The sequence below is a fragment of the Solibacillus sp. R5-41 genome, assembly GCF_002736105.1.
Taxonomy (GTDB): Bacteria; Bacillota; Bacilli; order Bacillales_A; family Planococcaceae; genus Solibacillus.
In genome coordinates this window covers 4,110,567-4,130,343 of the sequence record NZ_CP024123.1, presented here as the reverse complement: position 1 = coordinate 4,130,343, position 19,777 = coordinate 4,110,567, and the positions used below count along the sequence as shown (strand labels likewise).

The 19,777-nt window shown below is 38.5% G+C and carries 14 protein-coding genes, 6 tRNA genes and 2 rRNA genes; 19 read left to right on the top strand and 3 right to left on the bottom strand.

The annotated features are described in order from the left end of the window. Positions 1-202: 202 nt before the first annotated feature. Both CSE16_RS20415 and rrf read left to right on the top strand, forming a co-directional pair. A 23S ribosomal RNA gene (locus tag CSE16_RS20415) occupies positions 203-3,129 on the top strand. A 60-nt stretch (positions 3,130-3,189) separates the two neighbouring features. Beyond that, positions 3,190-3,305: ribosomal RNA gene (gene rrf, locus CSE16_RS20410) — 5S ribosomal RNA — on the top strand. 184 nt (positions 3,306-3,489) lie between these two features. On the opposite strand, the gene CSE16_RS20405 is transcribed toward rrf, so the two are convergent. Then, positions 3,490-4,329 (bottom strand): alpha/beta fold hydrolase, encoded by an 840-nt coding sequence (locus CSE16_RS20405; protein WP_099425562.1) that lies wholly within the window; start codon positions 4,327-4,329, stop codon positions 3,490-3,492. A 186-nt stretch (positions 4,330-4,515) separates the two neighbouring features. Between CSE16_RS20405 and CSE16_RS20400 the strand changes: the two genes are divergently transcribed. The 14 genes from CSE16_RS20400 to glmS all read left to right on the top strand — a co-directional run bounded on the left by CSE16_RS20400 (position 4,516) and on the right by glmS (position 15,251). Next, positions 4,516-5,808 (top strand): alpha/beta fold hydrolase, encoded by a 1,293-nt coding sequence (locus tag CSE16_RS20400; RefSeq protein ID WP_099425561.1) that lies wholly within the window; start codon positions 4,516-4,518, stop codon positions 5,806-5,808. 480 nt (positions 5,809-6,288) lie between these two features. Then, positions 6,289-6,363: transfer RNA gene (locus tag CSE16_RS20395), tRNA-Asn, on the top strand. Positions 6,364-6,498: 135 nt separating this feature from the next. Further along, positions 6,499-6,573, top strand: a tRNA-Glu gene (locus CSE16_RS20390). Positions 6,574-6,617: 44 nt separating this feature from the next. Continuing rightward, positions 6,618-6,693: transfer RNA gene (locus CSE16_RS20385), tRNA-Val, on the top strand. Positions 6,694-6,722: 29 nt separating this feature from the next. After that, positions 6,723-6,806 (top strand) — tRNA-Tyr (locus CSE16_RS20380). A 14-nt stretch (positions 6,807-6,820) separates the two neighbouring features. Next, positions 6,821-6,895, top strand: a tRNA-Gln gene (locus tag CSE16_RS20375). 14 nt (positions 6,896-6,909) lie between these two features. Next, a tRNA-Lys gene (locus CSE16_RS20370) sits at positions 6,910-6,982 on the top strand. A 186-nt stretch (positions 6,983-7,168) separates the two neighbouring features. Then, the gene (gene rocF / locus CSE16_RS20365; RefSeq protein WP_099425560.1) at positions 7,169-8,074 is read left to right on the top strand and encodes an arginase; all 906 of its coding nucleotides are present in this window, start codon (positions 7,169-7,171) and stop codon (positions 8,072-8,074) included. 216 nt (positions 8,075-8,290) lie between these two features. Further along, a complete protein-coding gene (gene sigW / locus CSE16_RS20360; protein WP_099425559.1) occupies positions 8,291-8,854 on the top strand; it encodes an RNA polymerase sigma factor SigW in 564 nt (187 codons plus the stop codon). A 16-nt stretch (positions 8,855-8,870) separates the two neighbouring features. After that, complete coding sequence (locus CSE16_RS20355) at positions 8,871-9,482, top strand: anti-sigma factor family protein (protein ID WP_099425558.1); 612 nt, start codon at positions 8,871-8,873, stop codon at positions 9,480-9,482. Positions 9,483-9,633: 151 nt separating this feature from the next. After that, entirely contained in the window at positions 9,634-10,470 is an 837-nt protein-coding gene (gene cdaA, locus CSE16_RS20350) for a diadenylate cyclase CdaA (RefSeq protein ID WP_099425557.1), read from the top strand. Beyond that, a complete protein-coding gene (locus CSE16_RS20345; RefSeq protein WP_099425556.1) occupies positions 10,463-11,476 on the top strand; it encodes a CdaR family protein in 1,014 nt (337 codons plus the stop codon). The genes cdaA and CSE16_RS20345 overlap by 8 nt, the downstream gene beginning before the upstream one ends. 68 nt (positions 11,477-11,544) lie before the next feature. Next, complete coding sequence (gene glmM / locus CSE16_RS20340) at positions 11,545-12,897, top strand: phosphoglucosamine mutase (RefSeq protein ID WP_099425555.1); 1,353 nt, start codon at positions 11,545-11,547, stop codon at positions 12,895-12,897. Positions 12,898-13,451: 554 nt separating this feature from the next. Continuing rightward, entirely contained in the window at positions 13,452-15,251 is a 1,800-nt protein-coding gene (glmS, locus tag CSE16_RS20335; protein ID WP_099425554.1) for a glutamine--fructose-6-phosphate transaminase (isomerizing), read from the top strand. A 342-nt stretch (positions 15,252-15,593) separates the two neighbouring features. Here the strand turns inward: glmS and CSE16_RS20330 are convergent, their stop codons facing one another. Then, the gene (locus CSE16_RS20330) at positions 15,594-16,031 is read right to left on the bottom strand and encodes a DUF3888 domain-containing protein (RefSeq protein ID WP_099425553.1); all 438 of its coding nucleotides are present in this window, start codon (positions 16,029-16,031) and stop codon (positions 15,594-15,596) included. Between the two features lie 283 nt (positions 16,032-16,314). On the opposite strand from CSE16_RS20330, the gene CSE16_RS20325 reads away from it, so the two are divergent. The 3 genes from CSE16_RS20325 to CSE16_RS20315 all read left to right on the top strand — a co-directional run bounded on the left by CSE16_RS20325 (position 16,315) and on the right by CSE16_RS20315 (position 18,036). Continuing rightward, a complete protein-coding gene (locus tag CSE16_RS20325; protein WP_099425552.1) occupies positions 16,315-16,788 on the top strand; it encodes a hypothetical protein in 474 nt (157 codons plus the stop codon). Positions 16,789-17,063: 275 nt separating this feature from the next. Next, entirely contained in the window at positions 17,064-17,339 is a 276-nt protein-coding gene (locus CSE16_RS20320; RefSeq protein WP_099425551.1) for a hypothetical protein, read from the top strand. A 214-nt stretch (positions 17,340-17,553) separates the two neighbouring features. Further along, positions 17,554-18,036 (top strand): hypothetical protein, encoded by a 483-nt coding sequence (locus CSE16_RS20315; RefSeq protein ID WP_099425550.1) that lies wholly within the window; start codon positions 17,554-17,556, stop codon positions 18,034-18,036. Positions 18,037-18,273: 237 nt separating this feature from the next. On the opposite strand, the gene CSE16_RS20310 is transcribed toward CSE16_RS20315, so the two are convergent. Next, the gene (locus CSE16_RS20310) at positions 18,274-18,945 is read right to left on the bottom strand and encodes a hypothetical protein (protein ID WP_099425549.1); all 672 of its coding nucleotides are present in this window, start codon (positions 18,943-18,945) and stop codon (positions 18,274-18,276) included. Positions 18,946-19,777: the final 832 nt, after the last annotated feature.

Here is a 19,777-nt window from a genome sequence, read left to right as displayed (position 1 = left end):
ATATTCGGAATCATTCCTTATGGAATGAAACATTAACGTTTGCTGTTCAGTTTTGAAGGTTCATCTTTATGATGAAATACTTCAAAACTTGTTCTTTGAAAACTGGATAAAACGACATTGAAAGCAATAAACAAACAAATGATCAAGAAATTGATCGTGCAATCTTTTAAAATCTTACTCATTTGAGTAAGTGTAACTTATTGGTTAAGTTAATAAGGGCGCACGGTGGATGCCTTGGCACTAGGAGTCGAAGAAGGACGGCACTAACACCGATATGCTTTGGGGAGCTGTAAGTAAGCTTTGATCCAGAGATTTCCGAATGGGGGAACCCACTATGTTTAATCACATAGTATCTTCACGTGAATACATAGCGTGTTGAGGACAGACGCAGGGAACTGAAACATCTAAGTACCTGCAGGAACAGAAAGAAAATTCGATTCCCTGAGTAGCGGCGAGCGAAACGGGAAGAGCCCAAACCAAAGAGCTTGCTCTTTGGGGTTGTAGGACATTCTATACGGAGTTACAAAAGAATGAGATAGTTGAAGCGGCTTGGAAAGGCCCGCCATAGAAGGTAAAAGCCCTGTAAGTGAAACCTCATTCCCTCTTGAATGTATCCTGAGTACGGCGGAACACGTGAAATTCCGTCGGAATCTGGGAGGACCATCTCCCAAGGCTAAATACTACCTAGTGACCGATAGTGAACCAGTACCGTGAGGGAAAGGTGAAAAGCACCCCGGAAGGGGAGTGAAATAGATCCTGAAACCGTGTGCCTACAAGTAGTTAGAGCCCGTTAATGGGTGATAGCGTGCCTTTTGTAGAATGAACCGGCGAGTTACGATTACGTGCGAGGTTAAGTTGATGAGACGGAGCCGCAGCGAAAGCGAGTCTGAATAGGGCGAATTAGTACGTGGTCGTAGACCCGAAACCAGGTGATCTACCCATGTCCAGGGTGAAGGTGAGGTAACACTTACTGGAGGCCCGAACCCACGCACGTTGAAAAGTGCGGGGATGAGGTGTGGGTAGCGGAGAAATTCCAATCGAACCTGGAGATAGCTGGTTCTCTCCGAAATAGCTTTAGGGCTAGCCTCGTGATTGAGAATACTGGAGGTAGAGCACTGTTTGGACTAGGGGGGCATCTCGCTTTACCGAATTCAGACAAACTCCGAATGCCAGATATTTATACACGGGAGTCAGACTGCGAGTGATAAGATCCGTAGTCAAGAGGGAAACAGCCCAGACCACCAGCTAAGGTCCCAAAGTAATCGTTAAGTGGAAAAGGATGTGGCGTTGCTTAGACAACCAGGATGTTGGCTTAGAAGCAGCCACCATTTAAAGAGTGCGTAATAGCTCACTGGTCGAGTGACGCTGCGCCGAAAATTTATCGGGGCTAAACGATTCACCGAAGCTGTGGATGCATCCGTATGGATGCGTGGTAGGAGAGCGTTCTAAGGGCGTTGAAGTCAGACCGGAAGGACTGGTGGAGCGCTTAGAAGTGAGAATGCCGGTATGAGTAGCGAAAGACGGGTGAGAATCCCGTCCACCGTATGACTAAGGTTTCCTGAGGAAGGCTCGTCCGCTCAGGGTTAGTCGGGACCTAAGCCGAGGCCGATAGGCGTAGGCGATGGACAACAGGTTGATATTCCTGTACCACCTCCTCACCGTTTGAGAAATGGGGGGACGCAGTAGGATAGGGTAAGCAGAGCGTTGGTTGTCTCTGTTCAAGCAGTAAGGCGTGTGTGTAGGCAAATCCGCACACTAATACGTTGAGCTGTGATGACGAGTCCGTATGGACGAAGTTCCTGATTTCACACTGCCAAGAAAAGCCTCTATCGAGGTGAGAGGTGCCCGTACCGCAAACCGACACAGGTAGTCGAGGAGAGAATCCTAAGGTGTGCGAGAGAACTCTCGTTAAGGAACTCGGCAAAATGACCCCGTAACTTCGGGAGAAGGGGTGCTCTTGAGCGTGCAAGCGCACGAGAGCCGCAGTGAATAGGCCCAGGCGACTGTTTAGCAAAAACACAGGTCTCTGCAAAACCGTAAGGTGAAGTATAGGGGCTGACGCCTGCCCGGTGCTGGAAGGTTAAGAGGAGTGGTTAGCGCAAGCGAAGCTACGAATTGAAGCCCCAGTAAACGGCGGCCGTAACTATAACGGTCCTAAGGTAGCGAAATTCCTTGTCGGGTAAGTTCCGACCCGCACGAAAGGCGTAACGATCTGGGCACTGTCTCAACGAGAGACTCGGTGAAATTATAGTACCTGTGAAGATGCAGGTTACCCGCGACAGGACGGAAAGACCCCGTGGAGCTTTACTGTAGCCTGATATTGAATTTTGGTACAACTTGTACAGGATAGGTAGGAGCCAGAGATCTCGGAGCGCCAGCTTCGAAGGAGGCGTCAGTGGGATACTACCCTGGTTGTATTGAACTTCTAACCCATGCCCCTTAACGGGGTAGGAGACAGTGTCAGGCGGACAGTTTGACTGGGGCGGTCGCCTCCTAAAGAGTAACGGAGGCGCCCAAAGGTTCCCTCAGAATGGTTGGAAATCATTCGTAGAGTGTAAAGGCATAAGGGAGCTTGACTGCGAGACCTACAAGTCGAGCAGGGTCGAAAGACGGGCTTAGTGATCCGGTGGTTCCGCATGGAAGGGCCATCGCTCAACGGATAAAAGCTACCCCGGGGATAACAGGCTTATCTCCCCCAAGAGTCCACATCGACGGGGAGGTTTGGCACCTCGATGTCGGCTCATCGCATCCTGGGGCTGTAGTCGGTCCCAAGGGTTGGGCTGTTCGCCCATTAAAGCGGTACGCGAGCTGGGTTCAGAACGTCGTGAGACAGTTCGGTCCCTATCCGTCGTGGGCGTAGGAAATTTGAGAGGAGCTGTCCTTAGTACGAGAGGACCGGGATGGACACACCGCTGGTGTACCAGTTGTCTTGCCAAAGGCATCGCTGGGTAGCTATGTGTGGACGGGATAAGTGCTGAAAGCATCTAAGCATGAAGCCCCCCTCAAGATGAGATTTCCCATTACGCAAGTAAGTAAGACCCCTGAAAGACGATCAGGTAGATAGGTTCGAGGTGGAAGTGTGGCGACATATGGAGCTGACGAATACTAATCGGTCGAGGACTTAACCACAATTTATTGCACAATTTCAATGAAACGTTTATCCAGTTTTGAAAGAACAATCTTTCATAGTGAAGTGATGATGGCAAAGAGGTCACACCCGTTCCCATACCGAACACGGAAGTTAAGCTCTTTAGCGCCGATGGTAGTTGGGGGCTTCCCCCTGTGAGAGTAGGACATCGCTTCGCGCAAAAAGTCGTTGCTGATTTAGTCAGTAGTGGCTTTTTTATTTTTTATATAAATGTTTAACAGTACTATTACTTTACATTAAGTATTAGACTGTCCATTAGGGATTTCTAAAAGTGAATTAAAGTAAAATGTAAGGCAGAAACGTTGTTAACTTAACGTTTCTGCCTTTAGTTATATCTACTCTTAACGATGTAGTGTTAATTTTACAAAATCCTTAAATGCCTCTTCTTCCTCAATAAATGGATTATGATTTGATTCTTCAAAAATCGATAATTGAGCATTAGAGATTAAATTAGCGATTTCAATCCCAAATTCTACAGGACATTGAGCATCATATTCTCCAGCAAATACAAAGGTTGGAATTTGAATAGCTGTTAATTGCTCACGAAGGTCAAAGTTTTTAACTTCAACTTTTCGAAAATAATCAAGATTTCTTCCAATGGTACGCCCACTATTTGGACGCATCAACGCCGATTTAAGCTTTTCCTCAGAATAATAAGACATTAAAGCCCATTCGTAATCCAATTCCTTGCGTTCCTCTTGTAATGTAGCAGGGTCATTAAGTAGCTCCATAATTTCAATAATTCGCGAATAATTATCGTTATTAGGGCTATAAATACTGTTTGGATGGCTTGCATACGCGTTACTTGCTGCAGTACATCCAGCTACTACCTTAGTTAACGATTCGGATGCTTCAATAGCATACTGTAGCGCAAGCATGCCTCCAGTTGAATGTCCTGCAAAAGCCCATTTTTCAAATCCTAAGGCCACTCTAATTGCCTCTAAATCACGAATCACTTCTTGTAAACTGAGTTGTTTATCATCTTCCACATTAGCAGAATTTGCTGCGCCTCTAACATTAATTAAATATACTTTATAATCTTCGGTAAATGGATTTGCAAATAAATTTCCTCGTGAATTGAATTCCATGTAAAAATGAGTAATTGCTAATGGCTCGCCATTCCCAGCTACAAAATATTCAAAACGCCCTCTACTTGTTTCTATATAATTTGTTTCCCACATAACAAAGCCCCTATCTGAAAGTAATAATAATTTAAATAATTCTCGTAATGTGATTGATGAAAAACTTTCTTAAAAACATTTTAGCATTTTACGGGAGTTAAAGTTAGAATAATTAATTAATTCGAAACTTTATTTTGTATGCTTCGTAGAGAAAGTAATGGATAATTATGAGGAGGATCATGATCGATGAAAAAGCTTCTTGTTTTAATGGGGATAACTGCTGTACTTGCAGGGTGTGGAGATAAAGAACAGCAATTGAAACCCGTAACTACTGAACAACAGAATAACGAGGAGGGACACGTGTTAATGAATGAAAAGATGCTGGGAAAATGGCAGGGAGAGATTGAAATTCCACAAATGCCGTTAGAAATTATTATTAACTTACAAAAGGGTGGGGGCTCAATTACTGTACCCGCTCAAAACTTAACTGATTTTCCGTTTGAATCTGTCCAATATAAAGGCGAGGAAATTAAAATCCTAATTAATTTGGCTGGTTCAGTTATAAAAATTGCAGGGAAATTTGATGGTGAGTATATTAACGGTACCTTTGCGCAAAATGGGCAAACATTCCCGGTTAAGTTCAAAGCTTATGAAGAGGAAGTTATAACATATGAAAAGGTTCAAGTTCCCGTAGAAGGTGGAATATTAAAAGTAGCGCTTCAGATGCCAGAGCAACCAACAGGGGAACTTGTGATTATTCAAGCTGGTTCTGGGCCGACGAATAAAGATGGCAATACAGTCGGTGGCGGTAGAAATAATAGTCTAAAAATGTTAGCAGAGGGATTGGCGGAAAAAGGTATTGCATCGGTTCGTTTTGATAAGCGTGGAATAGGTGAAAATATGGCGCTAATCGCGAAAGAAGAAGATCTTACAATAGATCAATTAGTGGGGGATGTAAGTGACATAATCACCTTTTTTAAGCAAGATAAACGTTTCCAAGAAGTTCATTTAATTGGTCATAGTGAAGGTGCTTTAATCATGACGCTAGCAGCCCAAAATAACAATGTAAAATCACTCACATCATTAGCAGGAACGGGACGAAGAGCAAATGTGAGATTAGAAGAACAGTTAAAGAAACAATTACCACCAAATTTAATGCAACAGTCGCAACAAATATTAGAAAAGCTACTAATTGGAGAACGGGTTAAAACGGTGCCAGTTGAGCTTCAAAGCCTCTTCAGACCATCTGTGCAGCCTTATTTCATTTCATGGCTTAAATATGATCCTAAAGAGGAAATAGGCAAAGTCCAAGTGCCTGTATTAATTGTTCAAGGACGAAATGATATTCAAGTGACAGTAGAAGATGCTGAGCTACTAAAAGCGGGAAATTCAGTAGCAAAGATTGTTTATTTTGATGAAATGAATCACATATTAAAGGAGACTTCTAGTAATTTTGAACAAAATTTAGCGAGCTATTCTAACCCCGAGCTTCCATTAGCTAATGGTTTACTAGATGAAATCATAAAAATAATACAATAAGTTATTTGAAGAGGGGCATGATCTTTTGAGATTATGTCCCTCATTAAAAAAACCAATAAACTATAATAAAATGCAGGAACTAAACTGAAATCTATTCTTGCAACACATACATACAGCTAGATTAGGGATATACAAATATATGTGAATTCGCCGCCTTCCACATTAGCGGCGTCCTAAATTATGAAGGCTTTGGAGTGTAAAATTTTGTATAGGATGGCCTTGCACATAGCACACAGATGAGTTGTATAGATTGGTGCGGGCATTACTGAACGCCTCATGTGCTGAACCAGCCTAATAAACGCACACTTTATGAGAATTCATATTAGAAGAATTACACCAATAGAAGAGAATTTTTCCTTTTTTATTAACGCGCATATCTCAATAAAAAACCAAAAAACACTTGAAAAATTTATTAACGTTGCTATAATAATAAATGTGCTTAAGGGATATACTCAATTGCACAAATCTAAATAGTAATGTTCCGAAGTAGCTCAGTGGTAGAGCAACCGGCTGTTAACCGGTTGGTCGTAGGTTCGAGTCCTACCTTCGGAGCCATTTTTTTGCTCATTTTAATGGGAAAATGAGATCAATTATAACTTTTTAAAAAAAGTTATAAAAAAGGCTTGCACTAATGCAAAAATGATGTTATTATAAATCTTGTCTTAAAGAGTTCGAGAGTTCGACATCCATGGCCCGTTGGTCAAGCGGTTAAGACACCGCCCTTTCACGGCGGTAACACGGGTTCGAATCCCGTACGGGTCACCATTTAAGAATTTACAAACTAATAGTAAGTAACACTTGTTTATAATGGAGGATTAGCTCAGCTGGGAGAGCATCTGCCTTACAAGCAGAGGGTCGGCGGTTCGAGCCCGTCATCCTCCACCATTTATTTAGAATGTGTTATAACTTATATCGGTGGGGTAGCGAAGTGGCTAAACGCGGCGGACTGTAAATCCGCTCCTTAGGGTTCGGCGGTTCGAATCCGTCCCCCACCACCATCTTATAAAATGTTTGGGGTATAGCCAAGCGGTAAGGCAACGGATTTTGATTCCGTCATGCCCTGGTTCGAATCCAGGTTCCCCAGCCATTTTTTTGTTTTATGAGCCATTAGCTCAGTTGGTAGAGCATCTGACTTTTAATCAGAGGGTCGAAGGTTCGAGTCCTTCATGGCTCACTTTTATTTTTATAATGATAAGTGTACTTAAATAATAAATTTCAATCCTTTACTTATGAAAAATAAGTAAAGGATTTTTTGCGTATAAAAAGGGAAACTTTACGAATGTCTCGAATTTTCAATATAGGCTTAAATTGAGCTGAAAGTTAAAATAAAGTATGAGCAACTTTAGAGGAGGCAAAATGGATGGGGAAAAAGAATGTTTCAATTATTGGGGTGCCATGTGATTATGGACAACAAAGACGTGGAGTAGATATGGGGCCGAGTGCAATTCGTTATGCGGGGTTACAAAATCGTTTAACGGTACTTGGTTATAGCGTAGAGGATGAGGGCAATATTCATGTAATAGATCAGACATCGAATGTACAGGCGGATGCGCAATTATTAAATTTAGATGAGGTTGTCAAAGTAAATACAGCATTAGCTAGGAAAGTGAATGAAGTAGTTGAAAAGCATCGTATGCCTTTAGTTTTAGGAGGAGATCATAGCATCGCAATTGGGACGCTTGCAGGTCTATCCAAGCATTATCAAAACATGGGGGTTATTTGGTTTGATGCGCATGCGGATTTAAATACGCCTGAAACGACCCCGTCTGGAAATATACATGGTATGCCGCTTGCAACAAGCTTAGGTCTTGGTCATGAGAGATTGACGACGATTTTACATGACGGACCTAAAATTAAGCAAGAGAATATCATTATTATTGGTGGTCGCTCAATTGACGAGGGCGAACGTAAACTCATAAAAGAACGTAGAATTAAGGTATATACTATGTATGATATTGATCGATTAGGCATGACGTACGTAATGGAAGAAACGCTAGCCTATTTCCGTGAGAAGAAAATTGACGGATTACACTTATCATTAGATTTAGATGCACTTGACCCACTTTATACACCAGGAGTAGGAACTCCGGTAGCGGGGGGGATTACGTATCGTGAAAGTCACTTAGCGATGGAAATGATTCAGGAATCCGGTCTACTCACATCGGCAGAGTTCGTGGAAGTAAACCCAATTTTAGATGAGCGCAATAAAACAGCAGATGTGGCGGTGGCATTGATAGGTTCGCTTTTTGGAGAAACATTAGTTTGAATAATTTGGAAAAAAATCCGTCCACTTAAATATAAAATTTGTTATAATAAAATCATGCGTTTTTGAAAGGGCAAATATAACAATGAACGATTTGAATAAAATTCACACCAACAGGATAAATTTTAAATCGTTTTCAAAAGTATTTATAAAAAGTGAAACCTTTTGATAAATGAGACGTAAATATAGAACAGCTATAAAGGTGGAGAGGGAAGACACATGGATGCGTTAGTTAATAAAAGAATAAAGCAAGTGCTTAAAGGTGATCAAAACGCATATGCCGATATTGTTAACCTCTACCAGCACAAGCTGTACCAAGTTTGTTATCGTATGCTGGGCAATAAACAAGAAGCGGAAGATATTGCACAGGAAGCGTTTATACGTGCCTATATCAATCTTCATTCGTATGATCAAAATCGAAAATTCTCTACCTGGCTTTACCGAATTGCAACCAATTTATGTATCGATCGCATACGCAAAAAAAAGCCGGATTATTATTTAGATGCAGAAGTTGCGGGGACAGAGGGATTGAATATGTATTCTCAAATCGCAGTGGATGAACAGTTACCTGAAGAGGCTGTTGAGCAAATGGAACTTCAGGATCGTATTCAATACGAAATTAGCCGCTTACCAGATAAATATCGTTCCGTAATCGTCCTAAAATACATCGAAGAATTATCGTTACTTGAGATTAGTGAAATATTAGATATGCCGCTTGGTACAGTGAAAACACGTATTCATCGGGGACGTGAAGCACTGAGAAAGCAATTAAACAACGTATAGTAGGAGGCAGATAGGCATGAAAATGTGTCCGTCACAAATCGTGAATTTTATGCACGAATATTTAGATGGCGATATTAGTCGCGAGCATGAGCAAGAATTAAAGTACCATTTACAAGCATGCCAAGATTGCCAACAACATATGCATGAATTAAGTGACACAATTGCGTTTATTAAGAGCGCAGCGCATATTACTGCCCCGCCTAGCTTTGAGGATCAAGTAATAAAGCGTCTACCAAAACGCAAAAATTCAGTAGGCATTAAACGTTGGTTCCGTCAGCATCCAGTTCTTGTTGCAGCTGCTGTATTTTGCTTATTTATGAGTGCCACTTTGCTTGGCAGTTTCCCTGATGACGATCAATTTTCTGTTACAAAGCAACCCAATTTAGTCGTGAATGGTCAAACTGTCATTGTTCCGGCAGGTGAGGTTGTAAAAGGGGATATCGTTGTCAAAAACGGTGACATTGTTATTGAAGGAGAAGTAGATGGTGATGTAACGGTAATAAATGGCAATTATATGGCGTCAACAGCGGTTGTAACAGGTCAAGTTAAAGAAATTGATGAAGCATTTGGCTGGTTATGGTATAAAATTAAAAAAGGATTTGATGATTTTACTAATTTGTTCGAATAAATCCGCAACTTTCTCGTTTTATTAACGTTTTATAAGAAAAGGCAAAGTCTACTCGGTTGGGTAGACTTTTTTCTGCTATAAAGTTAATCATAGCGAGAAATATGCTATACTAAATTCATTATGAATCGTTATTAAAAGTGGGGGATGCCACATGCAATTAGTTGAGCAATTTACAGATATAACCGCTGTAGAGGTTATATTTAAGTTATTGGACGTACTGCTTGTATGGTACGTAATTTATAAAGCATTAACCCTCATAAAAGGAACAAAGGCTGTTCAATTATTAAAAGGGTTATTTGTCATTGTTTTAGCCAAAATTGCGACGTATATATTTGGACTCAATACGCTCGATTGGCTGTTACAAGAAGTCATTGATTGGGGTTTCTTAGCAATCATCATTATCTTCCAACCTGAAATTCGTCGTGCCCTTGAACAAATCGGTCGAGGTAAAATTTTTCAGCGAACGAATATTCAGCAAGAAGATGAACAAACACGTTTAGTCGTAGCGATGAAGAAATCCGTAAGCTATATGGCAAAACGTCGCATCGGTGCCCTTATTTCGATTGAAAAAGAAACGGGGCTTAATGAGTATGTGGAAACGGGGATTAGGATGGATGCCCAAATTTCCTCGGAGCTATTGATTAATATCTTTATTCCGAATACGCCGTTACATGATGGTGCAGTACTTATTCAAAAAGATAAAATTTCAGCATCGGCATGTTATTTACCACTTTCAGAAAGCGCATTTATTTCAAAGGAGCTAGGTACACGTCACCGAGCTGCACTTGGGTTAAGTGAGGTAACAGATGCGATTACAATAATTGTGTCAGAGGAAACGGGTGCGATTAGTATTACAGCAAACGGCAACCTACATCGTAATTTGTCACTGACGGAATTTGAAGAGTTATTACGCAAAATGTGGTTTGGCCCTGAGCAAGATTCAAACTTAGCTTCTAAGTGGACTTGGGGAGGGAAAAAGAATGGATAAATTATTCGATAGCCCATGGATACTACGTTTAACAGCATTAACTTTGGCTGCCTTATTATTTTTCTATGTCCAAACAGAGATGAAAAAGGGCGTCGATTCAGGCTCAGCTAATGAAACGGATATCATAACAAATGTACCGCTAGAAGTTTATTATGATGAAAGCAATTTATTCGTTACGGGGGTACCTGATACGGTTAATGTCAAAATTTCTGGACCGACGCCAATCGTGTTAAAGACAAAGCTTGAGAAGGATTTTAAAGTGTTTGTTAATTTAAACTCATTGTTAATTGGCGAGCATAGCGTTACAATACAGCAAGAAAACTTTTCTGAAAAACTAAATGTCGAAATCGAACCTAGATCCATTAATGTAATAATCGAAGAAAAGGTCGTAGGAGATTTTCGAGTTGAGCCAGATATGAATAATAGTCTTGTAGCGGATGATTACATCGTAAATAACATGACGGCCAATCCAAGTCGCGTATCCATTACCGGAGCAAAAAGTGTTATAAATAGCATTAGCTATGTGAAAGCAACTGTTACAGGTGAAAAGGGCATGAAAGAATCCTTTGAGCAGGATGCAACTGTTAAGGTATTAGATCGTGACCTAAATAAGCTGGACGTACAAATAAGTCCAGAGAAAGTAAAAGTGAAAGTCGATATGAGTGAATATAGTCGAGATTTTCCGCTTACAATTAAACAAATAGGTGAAACAGCTGAAGGGGTAACGATTGAAAAATTGACGACCGAACCTTCAAAAATTGCTGTTTACGGGACTAAATCAGTAATTGATTCAATTTCAGAAGTTTTGGTAGAAGTGGACCTTTCTAAAATCAAACAATCAGGACCTTATGAATTTAATGTGACTTTACCAACAGGTGCAACAAAACTATCACAAGGAAAAGTAATTGTTCATGCGGATGTTGTAAAAGAGTTAGTAAATCCAAATGAATCAACAGAAAGCCCAACTGAAGATGGAGTTAGTACAGATGGGACAGAGGATAATTGATTCGTCATTATAATGGATAATTCAGACAATCGTATGGAATGTCAAGTGTTGAAGGAGAGAAAAAAGTAATGGGTAAATATTTCGGAACAGATGGTGTTCGAGGTGTCGCGAATAGTGAATTGACGCCAGAGTTTGCGTTCAAATTAGGTCGAATTGGAGGCTATGTTTTAACAAAGGATTCAAAAGATCGACCAAAAGTATTAATCGGGCGTGATACACGTATTTCTGGAGAGATGTTAGAAGGCGCATTAGTAGCAGGGCTGCTTTCAATTGGAGCGGAGGTTATGCGCTTAGGTGTTATTAGTACACCAGGTGTTGCATATTTATCTCGCGTGATGAATGCAGAAGCAGGTGTTATGATTTCGGCTTCACATAATCCTGTCGCGGATAACGGCATTAAATTTTTCGGACCAGATGGCTTTAAATTGACGGATGCACAAGAAGCAGAAATTGAAGCATTAATTGATGCGGAAGAAGACACATTACCACGTCCAGTAGGAGCTGACATTGGTTCAGTGAGCGACTATTTCGAAGGTGGACAAAAATATATTTCTTACTTAAAACAAACGGTTGATGAAGATTTTGAGGGACTTCATGTGGGATTAGACTGCGCGCATGGTGCAACTTCTTCATTAGCAACGCATTTATTTGCTGATTTAGAGGCAGATATTTCAATGATGGGCTCATCACCAACAGGTTTAAATATTAATGATGGTGTCGGCTCCACTCATCCTGAAAAACTTGCCGCATTTGTATTAGAGCGCGGTGCACATGTAGGTTTAGCATTTGATGGTGACGGTGACCGTTTAATTGCAGTTGATGAAAATGGTCAAATCGTGGATGGCGATCAAATTATGTTCATCATTGGTAAATACTTAAATACAAAAGGTCGTTTAAATAAAAATACGATTGTCTCAACGGTTATGAGTAATATGGGCTTCTACAAAGCAGTAGAGGAAAATGGCATGACAAGTGTGCAAACAGCTGTTGGTGACCGATACGTAGTTGAAGAAATGCGTGCAAATGACTATAATGTTGGCGGCGAGCAATCGGGTCATATCGTATTTTTAGATTATAATACGACTGGTGATGGCTTACTTACAGGAATTCAACTTGTCAGCATTATGAAAGCAACAGAAAAAAAACTTTCTGAGCTTGCAGGTGAAATGACGATTTTCCCACAACGTTTAGTAAATGTGCGTGTAACAGATAAGCATGCTGTAACGCAAAACGAAAAAGTAGCAGCAGTAATTGCTGAAGTGGAAGCAGAAATGGCTGGTAACGGTCGTGTGTTAGTACGCTCATCAGGTACAGAACCTTTAGTCCGTGTCATGGTAGAAGCAGCAACAGAAGAAGCGTGCGAAACGTATGTAAATCGTATTGCAGATGTTGTACGTGCTGAAATGGGATTAGTAGAATAATTAATTATGGGACGTAATCACTTTAGTTGTGGTTGCGTCCTTATTTGTAACAAATATTTGACGTACTGCATAAATTTTTGTATGATAATATTGTTCTTGGTAAATTCAATAAAATTCCATTTTGTTGAAAAAGAGCATCAGTGTAAAAGGAGGAACGTTTAACACTTTAAACAATCGGAAAATAATTATAGCGCCTGAGCTAAGGAATCGAACGGATAGCAAACCTTAGTTGACGAGGTGGAGGTTTATCGAAATTTCGGCGGATGCCTCCCGATCGCATGCCCGGTCGTAATTTTCGTTTTAAAACAGAGGAGTAATCCTGTGCACAGAAAAACGAAACGGCAACAAATACACACGTAATGCAGCTGCAAAGCTTTTGGAAGTGAAGCGCGGATTAGTCAGAATCCCTTCACCAATTGCCTTTGTAGATTATTTTGACTTCTCCTTTTTTCGCTTACCGCTATCAAAGGTGTATTTTCATGAAGAGTAAAAATCTATAAGGGCACAAATATTTGCTTTTCGCGTTACGTGATGACGTTCGGAGGAAAAAGAAAATGTGTGGAATTGTTGGATATAATGGCGTTTTAGACGCGAAGGAAATTTTATTAAAAGGCTTAGAAAAATTAGAGTACCGAGGCTATGACTCAGCAGGTATTGCGGTGCACAATGAAGAGGGCGTAACTATCTTCAAGGAAAAGGGACGCATCGCAGACCTACGTAAAGCTGTAAATGAAGACGTAGAAGCAAATGTTGGAATCGGGCATACACGTTGGGCAACGCATGGTGTACCAAACCGTTTAAATGCGCATCCTCATACGAGTGCATCGGGTCGCTATACATTAGTGCACAACGGCGTCATTGAAAACTATCACTTATTACAAAAAGCCTATTTAAAAGGTATTCAAATGAATTCAGATACAGATACAGAAGTGATTGTTCAATTAGTTGATTTATTCGCAAAGGAAGGGCTGTCAACAGTAGAAGCTTTCCGCAAAACATTATCATTACTACATGGCTCTTATGCATTAGCACTTTTAGATAATGAAGATTGTGAAACGATTTATGTTGCCAAAAATAAATCACCATTGCTCGTTGGAGTTGGGGAAACATTTAATGTGATTGCTTCGGATGCAATGGCTATGCTACAAGTAACTGATCAATTTATCGAGCTACATGATAAAGAAGTTGTCATTATTCGAAAAGATCATGTTGAAATTTCGACACTAGGTGGCCGTCTTATAGAGCGTGAGCCATATACAGCACAACTCGACGCTGCGGATATTGAAAAAGGGACTTATGCGCACTATATGTTAAAAGAAATGGATGAGCAGCCAACTGTTATTCGTAAAATCATTCAAGCGTATGAGAACGAAACAGACGTTACAATTGATACGAATATTTTACAAGCACTTGCAGCAGCGGATCGTTTATATATTATCGCAGCAGGCACAAGCTACCACGCTGGTTTAATCGGGAAACAATACTTTGAAAAAATCGCAGGCATCCCAGTGGAAGTGCATATAGCGAGTGAATTTGGCTACAACATGCCGTTATTATCGGAAAAACCGTTGTTTATCTTCATTTCACAATCAGGTGAAACAGCGGATAGTCGCCAAGTATTAGTTAAAATTAAAGCACTTGGCTATGAAGCATTAACAATTACAAACGTACAAGGCTCAACACTTTCTCGTGAAGCCGACTACACATTATTGTTACATGCAGGTCCAGAAATTGCGGTTGCCTCAACAAAGGCTTATGTTGCGCAGGTGGCCGTATTAGCGGTGACGGCATATGCAGTTGCAAAAGAAATGGATATTGTGATTGATTTTGACTTAAAGCAAGAACTCGCAATCGTTGCAAATGCAATTCAAACAATTATTGATTCAAAAGATGTGATAGAGCAAATCGCCGAGGATTACTTAAAGATCGCGCGCAATGCGTTTTTCATCGGGCGTAATATTGACTTCTGTGTATCATTAGAGGGCGCATTAAAGCTAAAAGAGATTTCTTATATTCAGGCTGAAGGTTTTGCTGGTGGGGAATTAAAACATGGTACAATTGCGCTTATCGAAGAAGGTACACCTGTATTTGCACTCGTAACGCAAAAAGATGTTGCACTAAACATTCGCGGTAATGTGAAGGAAGTTGTAGCGCGCGGCGCAAACGCATGCATCCTCTCTATGCTTGGCATGGAAGAAGAAGGCGATACATTAGTCATTCCAAAAGTAAATGACCTACTAACGCCACTTGTATCAGTAGTACCACTCCAATTAATCAGTTACTATGCAGCATTACATCGCCGCTGTGACGTTGATAAGCCGAGGAATTTAGCTAAGAGTGTTACGGTTGAGTAGTGCGGGTATCGTTGTTTTGACGATTGTTGAATGACAAAAAAGTCGGGAACTGAACAAAAAAGTCGGGAACTAGACAAAAAAGTCGGGAACTAGACAAAAAAGTCGGGAACTAGACAAAAAAGTTGGGAACTGACATTCGACGATATAAAATAAAGTAAAAAAATGAAATCAACTAAAAAACTCGATCCATTAGCTATGGGTCGAGTTTTTTAGTTTAAATTTATTTAAGTCTGTTTTCTCAAGGATGTTTTTTTCAACTAACGGAGCAGGTTAGTTGTACAAATTGACTGTATTTATTAAAGCAAAAATGGGAACTATAAAAGATTCAAACCATACAATCATTTACTTTTTCTTTATGATGTCTTGCCAATTCGGAGGAAGTTTGTAGGTTTCTATATGCTTAAAATTTTTAAGACTGACCCCACTACCTGCCGAAATAGAAAATGTTAATTGGTCTTTTCCAACTTCAATATGCGGACCAACAACTGGAGTGACTTCAATGGTTACTAAAAACAGAAAACCCCGATATCCATTTGTTCTTTCCATCTTTAAAATTTTTATTTGGTACGGATACACCAAAGGACTTGTGGTAAGATAATCTGAATAGTAATTAGAAACTGCCTCTTGAACATTTGGTAAAAGTAGTGAAAAAAACAAGTCCATCATGAGTTCTTCTTTAGACTCTTTAGCAGGCTGATAATAATCTGGTTCAGCATAAGTTAATATTGCTGGCATTAGAAGTAACAGTAAAAAAGAAGGAACTATAATAATTTTTTTCATTTTCACACCACCCTTAATGTTTATTTTGTTCAGAAATGATTAACTTATCTCAAGCAAATATTTCATTTTTATTTTTATTAAGCTAACGAGTGCTTTACTTCAAGAAGGAGTAAAGCATTTTTTCTTATTGAACTAAAGCATCAGTTTAGTTAAAGAGGCAGATGTATCGGTAAAGGCATCGAAGTAGTATATAAGAAAAGTTACTCAAGTAACTGGCAGTTTAGTTCAATAAATGATATTTGAAGTTTAGTGGGAATAAACATAAAAAGACGGGGGTGTGTTTATGTTCAAAAAAAGATTAATTTTAATCTTCGCAGTAATTTTATCGTTAGTAATTGCGGGCTGTAATGACGAAGAGTCAATTGAGAAAAAAGAAGAAGTTATTCAACACAATTGGAAGGAAAGTCCACTTTTTGAATCAGGCAGTTACACAATGATTGGTGAAGAAGGACGCTTAGGTTTTCTCTACAATGATGCTGAAGTTGATAGGTTTTATCCTGATAAAGTCCAAAAGTACATGTGGCATTTTTGGGGTGAAGAACAAGAGTTGGAAGGAGAACTAAAAGTTGTTGCCACACATGAAAATGATGATGAAGAAATCTATGTGACTGGTGGGGGACTAAGCAGTGCAAATAATGGGGCAGACAAACACATGCCATCTCACATGTCATTACCCAAAAGTGGAATGTGGAAGTTAGATGCTTATATTGGAGATAGACTATTTGGAAGTGTTTATGTAAAAGTTCATGAGAAATAATAAATTATTGAACTAACGAGGCAGGTTAGCTTTTTCTTGTTGAACTAACGGGGCAGATAACCGTATTAAGTGGTTTTAGAACTCCTATACAGGCATATACTCAAATTAAAGAAGGAGTGTACTAACTGAAAAAGAGTAAAGTCATTTTAATTGGGACCATTCTAATTTTATTTGTTATAACCTTTCTATTTATCAATAACTCCTCATCAAAAGGAGATATATCCGAAGTTCCACCTACGATAAGTGCACAGCAACAAGCAGAAAATGAAAAAAAATTGACGGAGATTGAAAATTTCATCTACGGAGATAGTGGAATCATTAAACAAGTAAATGATGAATTAGTGAAAAAAGGTTTTAGATTTCAGACGTTGGTTATGGCAAATTCTGTGGATGATGTTCAAGTGAAATATATCTTAAACAATAAAAACGCTACTGAATCCGAACAAGAAGTGGTAAAATCAATTTTCTTTGAAATAGTTAAAAAGAATAATTTAGATTCAAATGCATTTAACCTTAAAGTGGCTGATAGTGATGATGGACCAGATTGGTAAGTAGGTGCTTTTTTCACTAACGGGGCGTTAGTTTAAATAGGACCATCATTTTTGATGGTCCTTTTTTATTGAACATATTGTACTAACGGGTGTTACGGTGCAATAAAGTGATCGACAATAATCAATTTATCATCGGTAGTTTTGTAGAAGGAATTCTCTCTTAGTTAGTAGAATAATGAAAGAATAAAAGATTTCATTAAGAGGGGGATGAATTTTGTATATTGAAAATATCAGAAAAACAATAAAAGCCATGACTGATGAACAGTATGTTGACTTCTTAAATAAATTAAGAAAAAACCTGAAATATAAATTTAGTATCGAAATAAAACTCTCTCAATTAAAAATACAAGTGGAGAATTTTGTTGAAAATAAAATAGAGAAAATATCCATTAAATATTTGGAAGCCTATTTATTCACGTTTGATGATCTCGCTGTACAGGGTGGGTTAAAAGCCATTCTTCATGGTGAAATGACCGTCGCTCGTACTTGGAGAGATTTGTTAATGATTTCGACTCAAGATCAACCCTTACCAAAGGGGATAAAGATTGATTTAATAGATGATGTATTAATAAAAGATATCAAATCCTTGTTTATGAATGTATTGAAATACTGTGCAAATGAAAATAAAGAAATACTTCAACATAATATACATGCTGTTAATAACTTTCTAACAATACAGAAGGACTTAGATGAATAATTAACGGGTTCGGTTGATGGGGAGAAAAGCGTTAAAAACAATGTAAATGACACTCTAATTAGCATATATTTAAACAGTAAATTCTCTATATAAATGGCAATTAAAAACGCTCAGAAAAGTCTGAGCGTTTTTTGATGCAATATTTTACTCTAATTGGTGTCTCGTTAGAAAAATGCGAAAACAACGGTAAAATTATGCCGAATACATCTTATATAAATTTATTATAGAATGTAACTGTTATTCGTTAGACGATTCGACTTTAGAGATCACTCCGCTATACATAGCTTTCCATCTACCATCGTCTTCCATTTCGGCTTGATATAATTCTAGAGTGCCTTTATACAAATGCCCTTCAACATCTTTTGTAAATTCGAAGAATTCGGGTTGTTGTTTTACTTCATGAAAATCGGCATAATATACTTCAGTTTTATAAATAGGTAATCCAGAAGGTGTGTGTAAATATTCTTTCGTAGTTAAGTAGGAAATACCTTGAAAATCTAAAATTGTTTCAGTTTGAACCTCCGTAGAGATCACTCCGCTATACATAGCTTTCCATCTACCATCGTCTTCCATTTCGGCTTGATATAATTCTAAAGTGCCTTTATACAAATGCCCTTCAACATCTTTTGTAAATTCGAAGAATTCGGGTTGTTGTTTTACCTCATGGAAATCGGCATAATATACTTCAGTTTTATAAATAGGTAATCCAGAAGGTGTGTGTAAATATTCTTTCGTAGTTAAGTAGGAAATACCTTGAAAATCTAAAATTGTTTCAGTTTGAACCTCCGTAGAATGATAGTCGTCTTTTAATTCTTTCACTTGTGTCACCGCATAAGAACTATTTGAAAATGAAAAAATACCACAGACTAATATTGTTAATAGTAAAAATATACTTAATTTCTTTTTCATTAACATCCCCCTTCCAATAATTGTATATATCATATACTGTACTATAATTTTCGTGAATATTCAATTTAATTTAAGTTTGAAAGTATCTTGATACATAGATTAAAAACCTTCAAAAAGCATCATCTGTTAACATTAAGTGCTTAACGTTGTAAATCCCATTAATTTGACGAGACACCTATATAGTTGATTTAACATAAATTACCTATTATCCTTCAAAAAATAAGTTCGCTTCTATTAAGCGAACTACCTTAGATAAATTATATCTTTTAAATCAAATATTTTATCTGTAATTCCCAATCGTTGTGCGGGTGTTTCCATTGTTCCATTTGATTTAAATGTAAAACAAAAGTTGTAATAAGTTCGCACCTTTTTTAGCACTAGTTTTAACAACACCACATAAATTTATGTGGTCTCTTCAAAGTGTATGCTAATTGATGTGCTAATTTGGGTGCTAAATTACCTTAAGTGCTGATATAACAACAAAAAGAGGGACACCAATTCATTTGCGAATTGTGTCCCTAAATATACTGCTATTTAATGTTTTCTCCCCATCAACCGAACCCATTAATGAATAATCTAGGTCCTTTTTGTATGGAGAAAAATAAATTTATGTAGTTTATAATTTACATTTTTAGTTAAGAATAAATACATAAAGTAAATTATGATTTACGTTAATTGAAATAAAAAAATATTTCCGATAAATAAAAGTTATAAAAAGATTTGTAATGATTTCTTTTTCTACTTTTTTACGTTTTTGAGCTAGAAAATTTTACAGCATGAAAGTAAGGAATCACCTGTTTATGATAGGTACAGACAACTTAGAGCAAGGGAG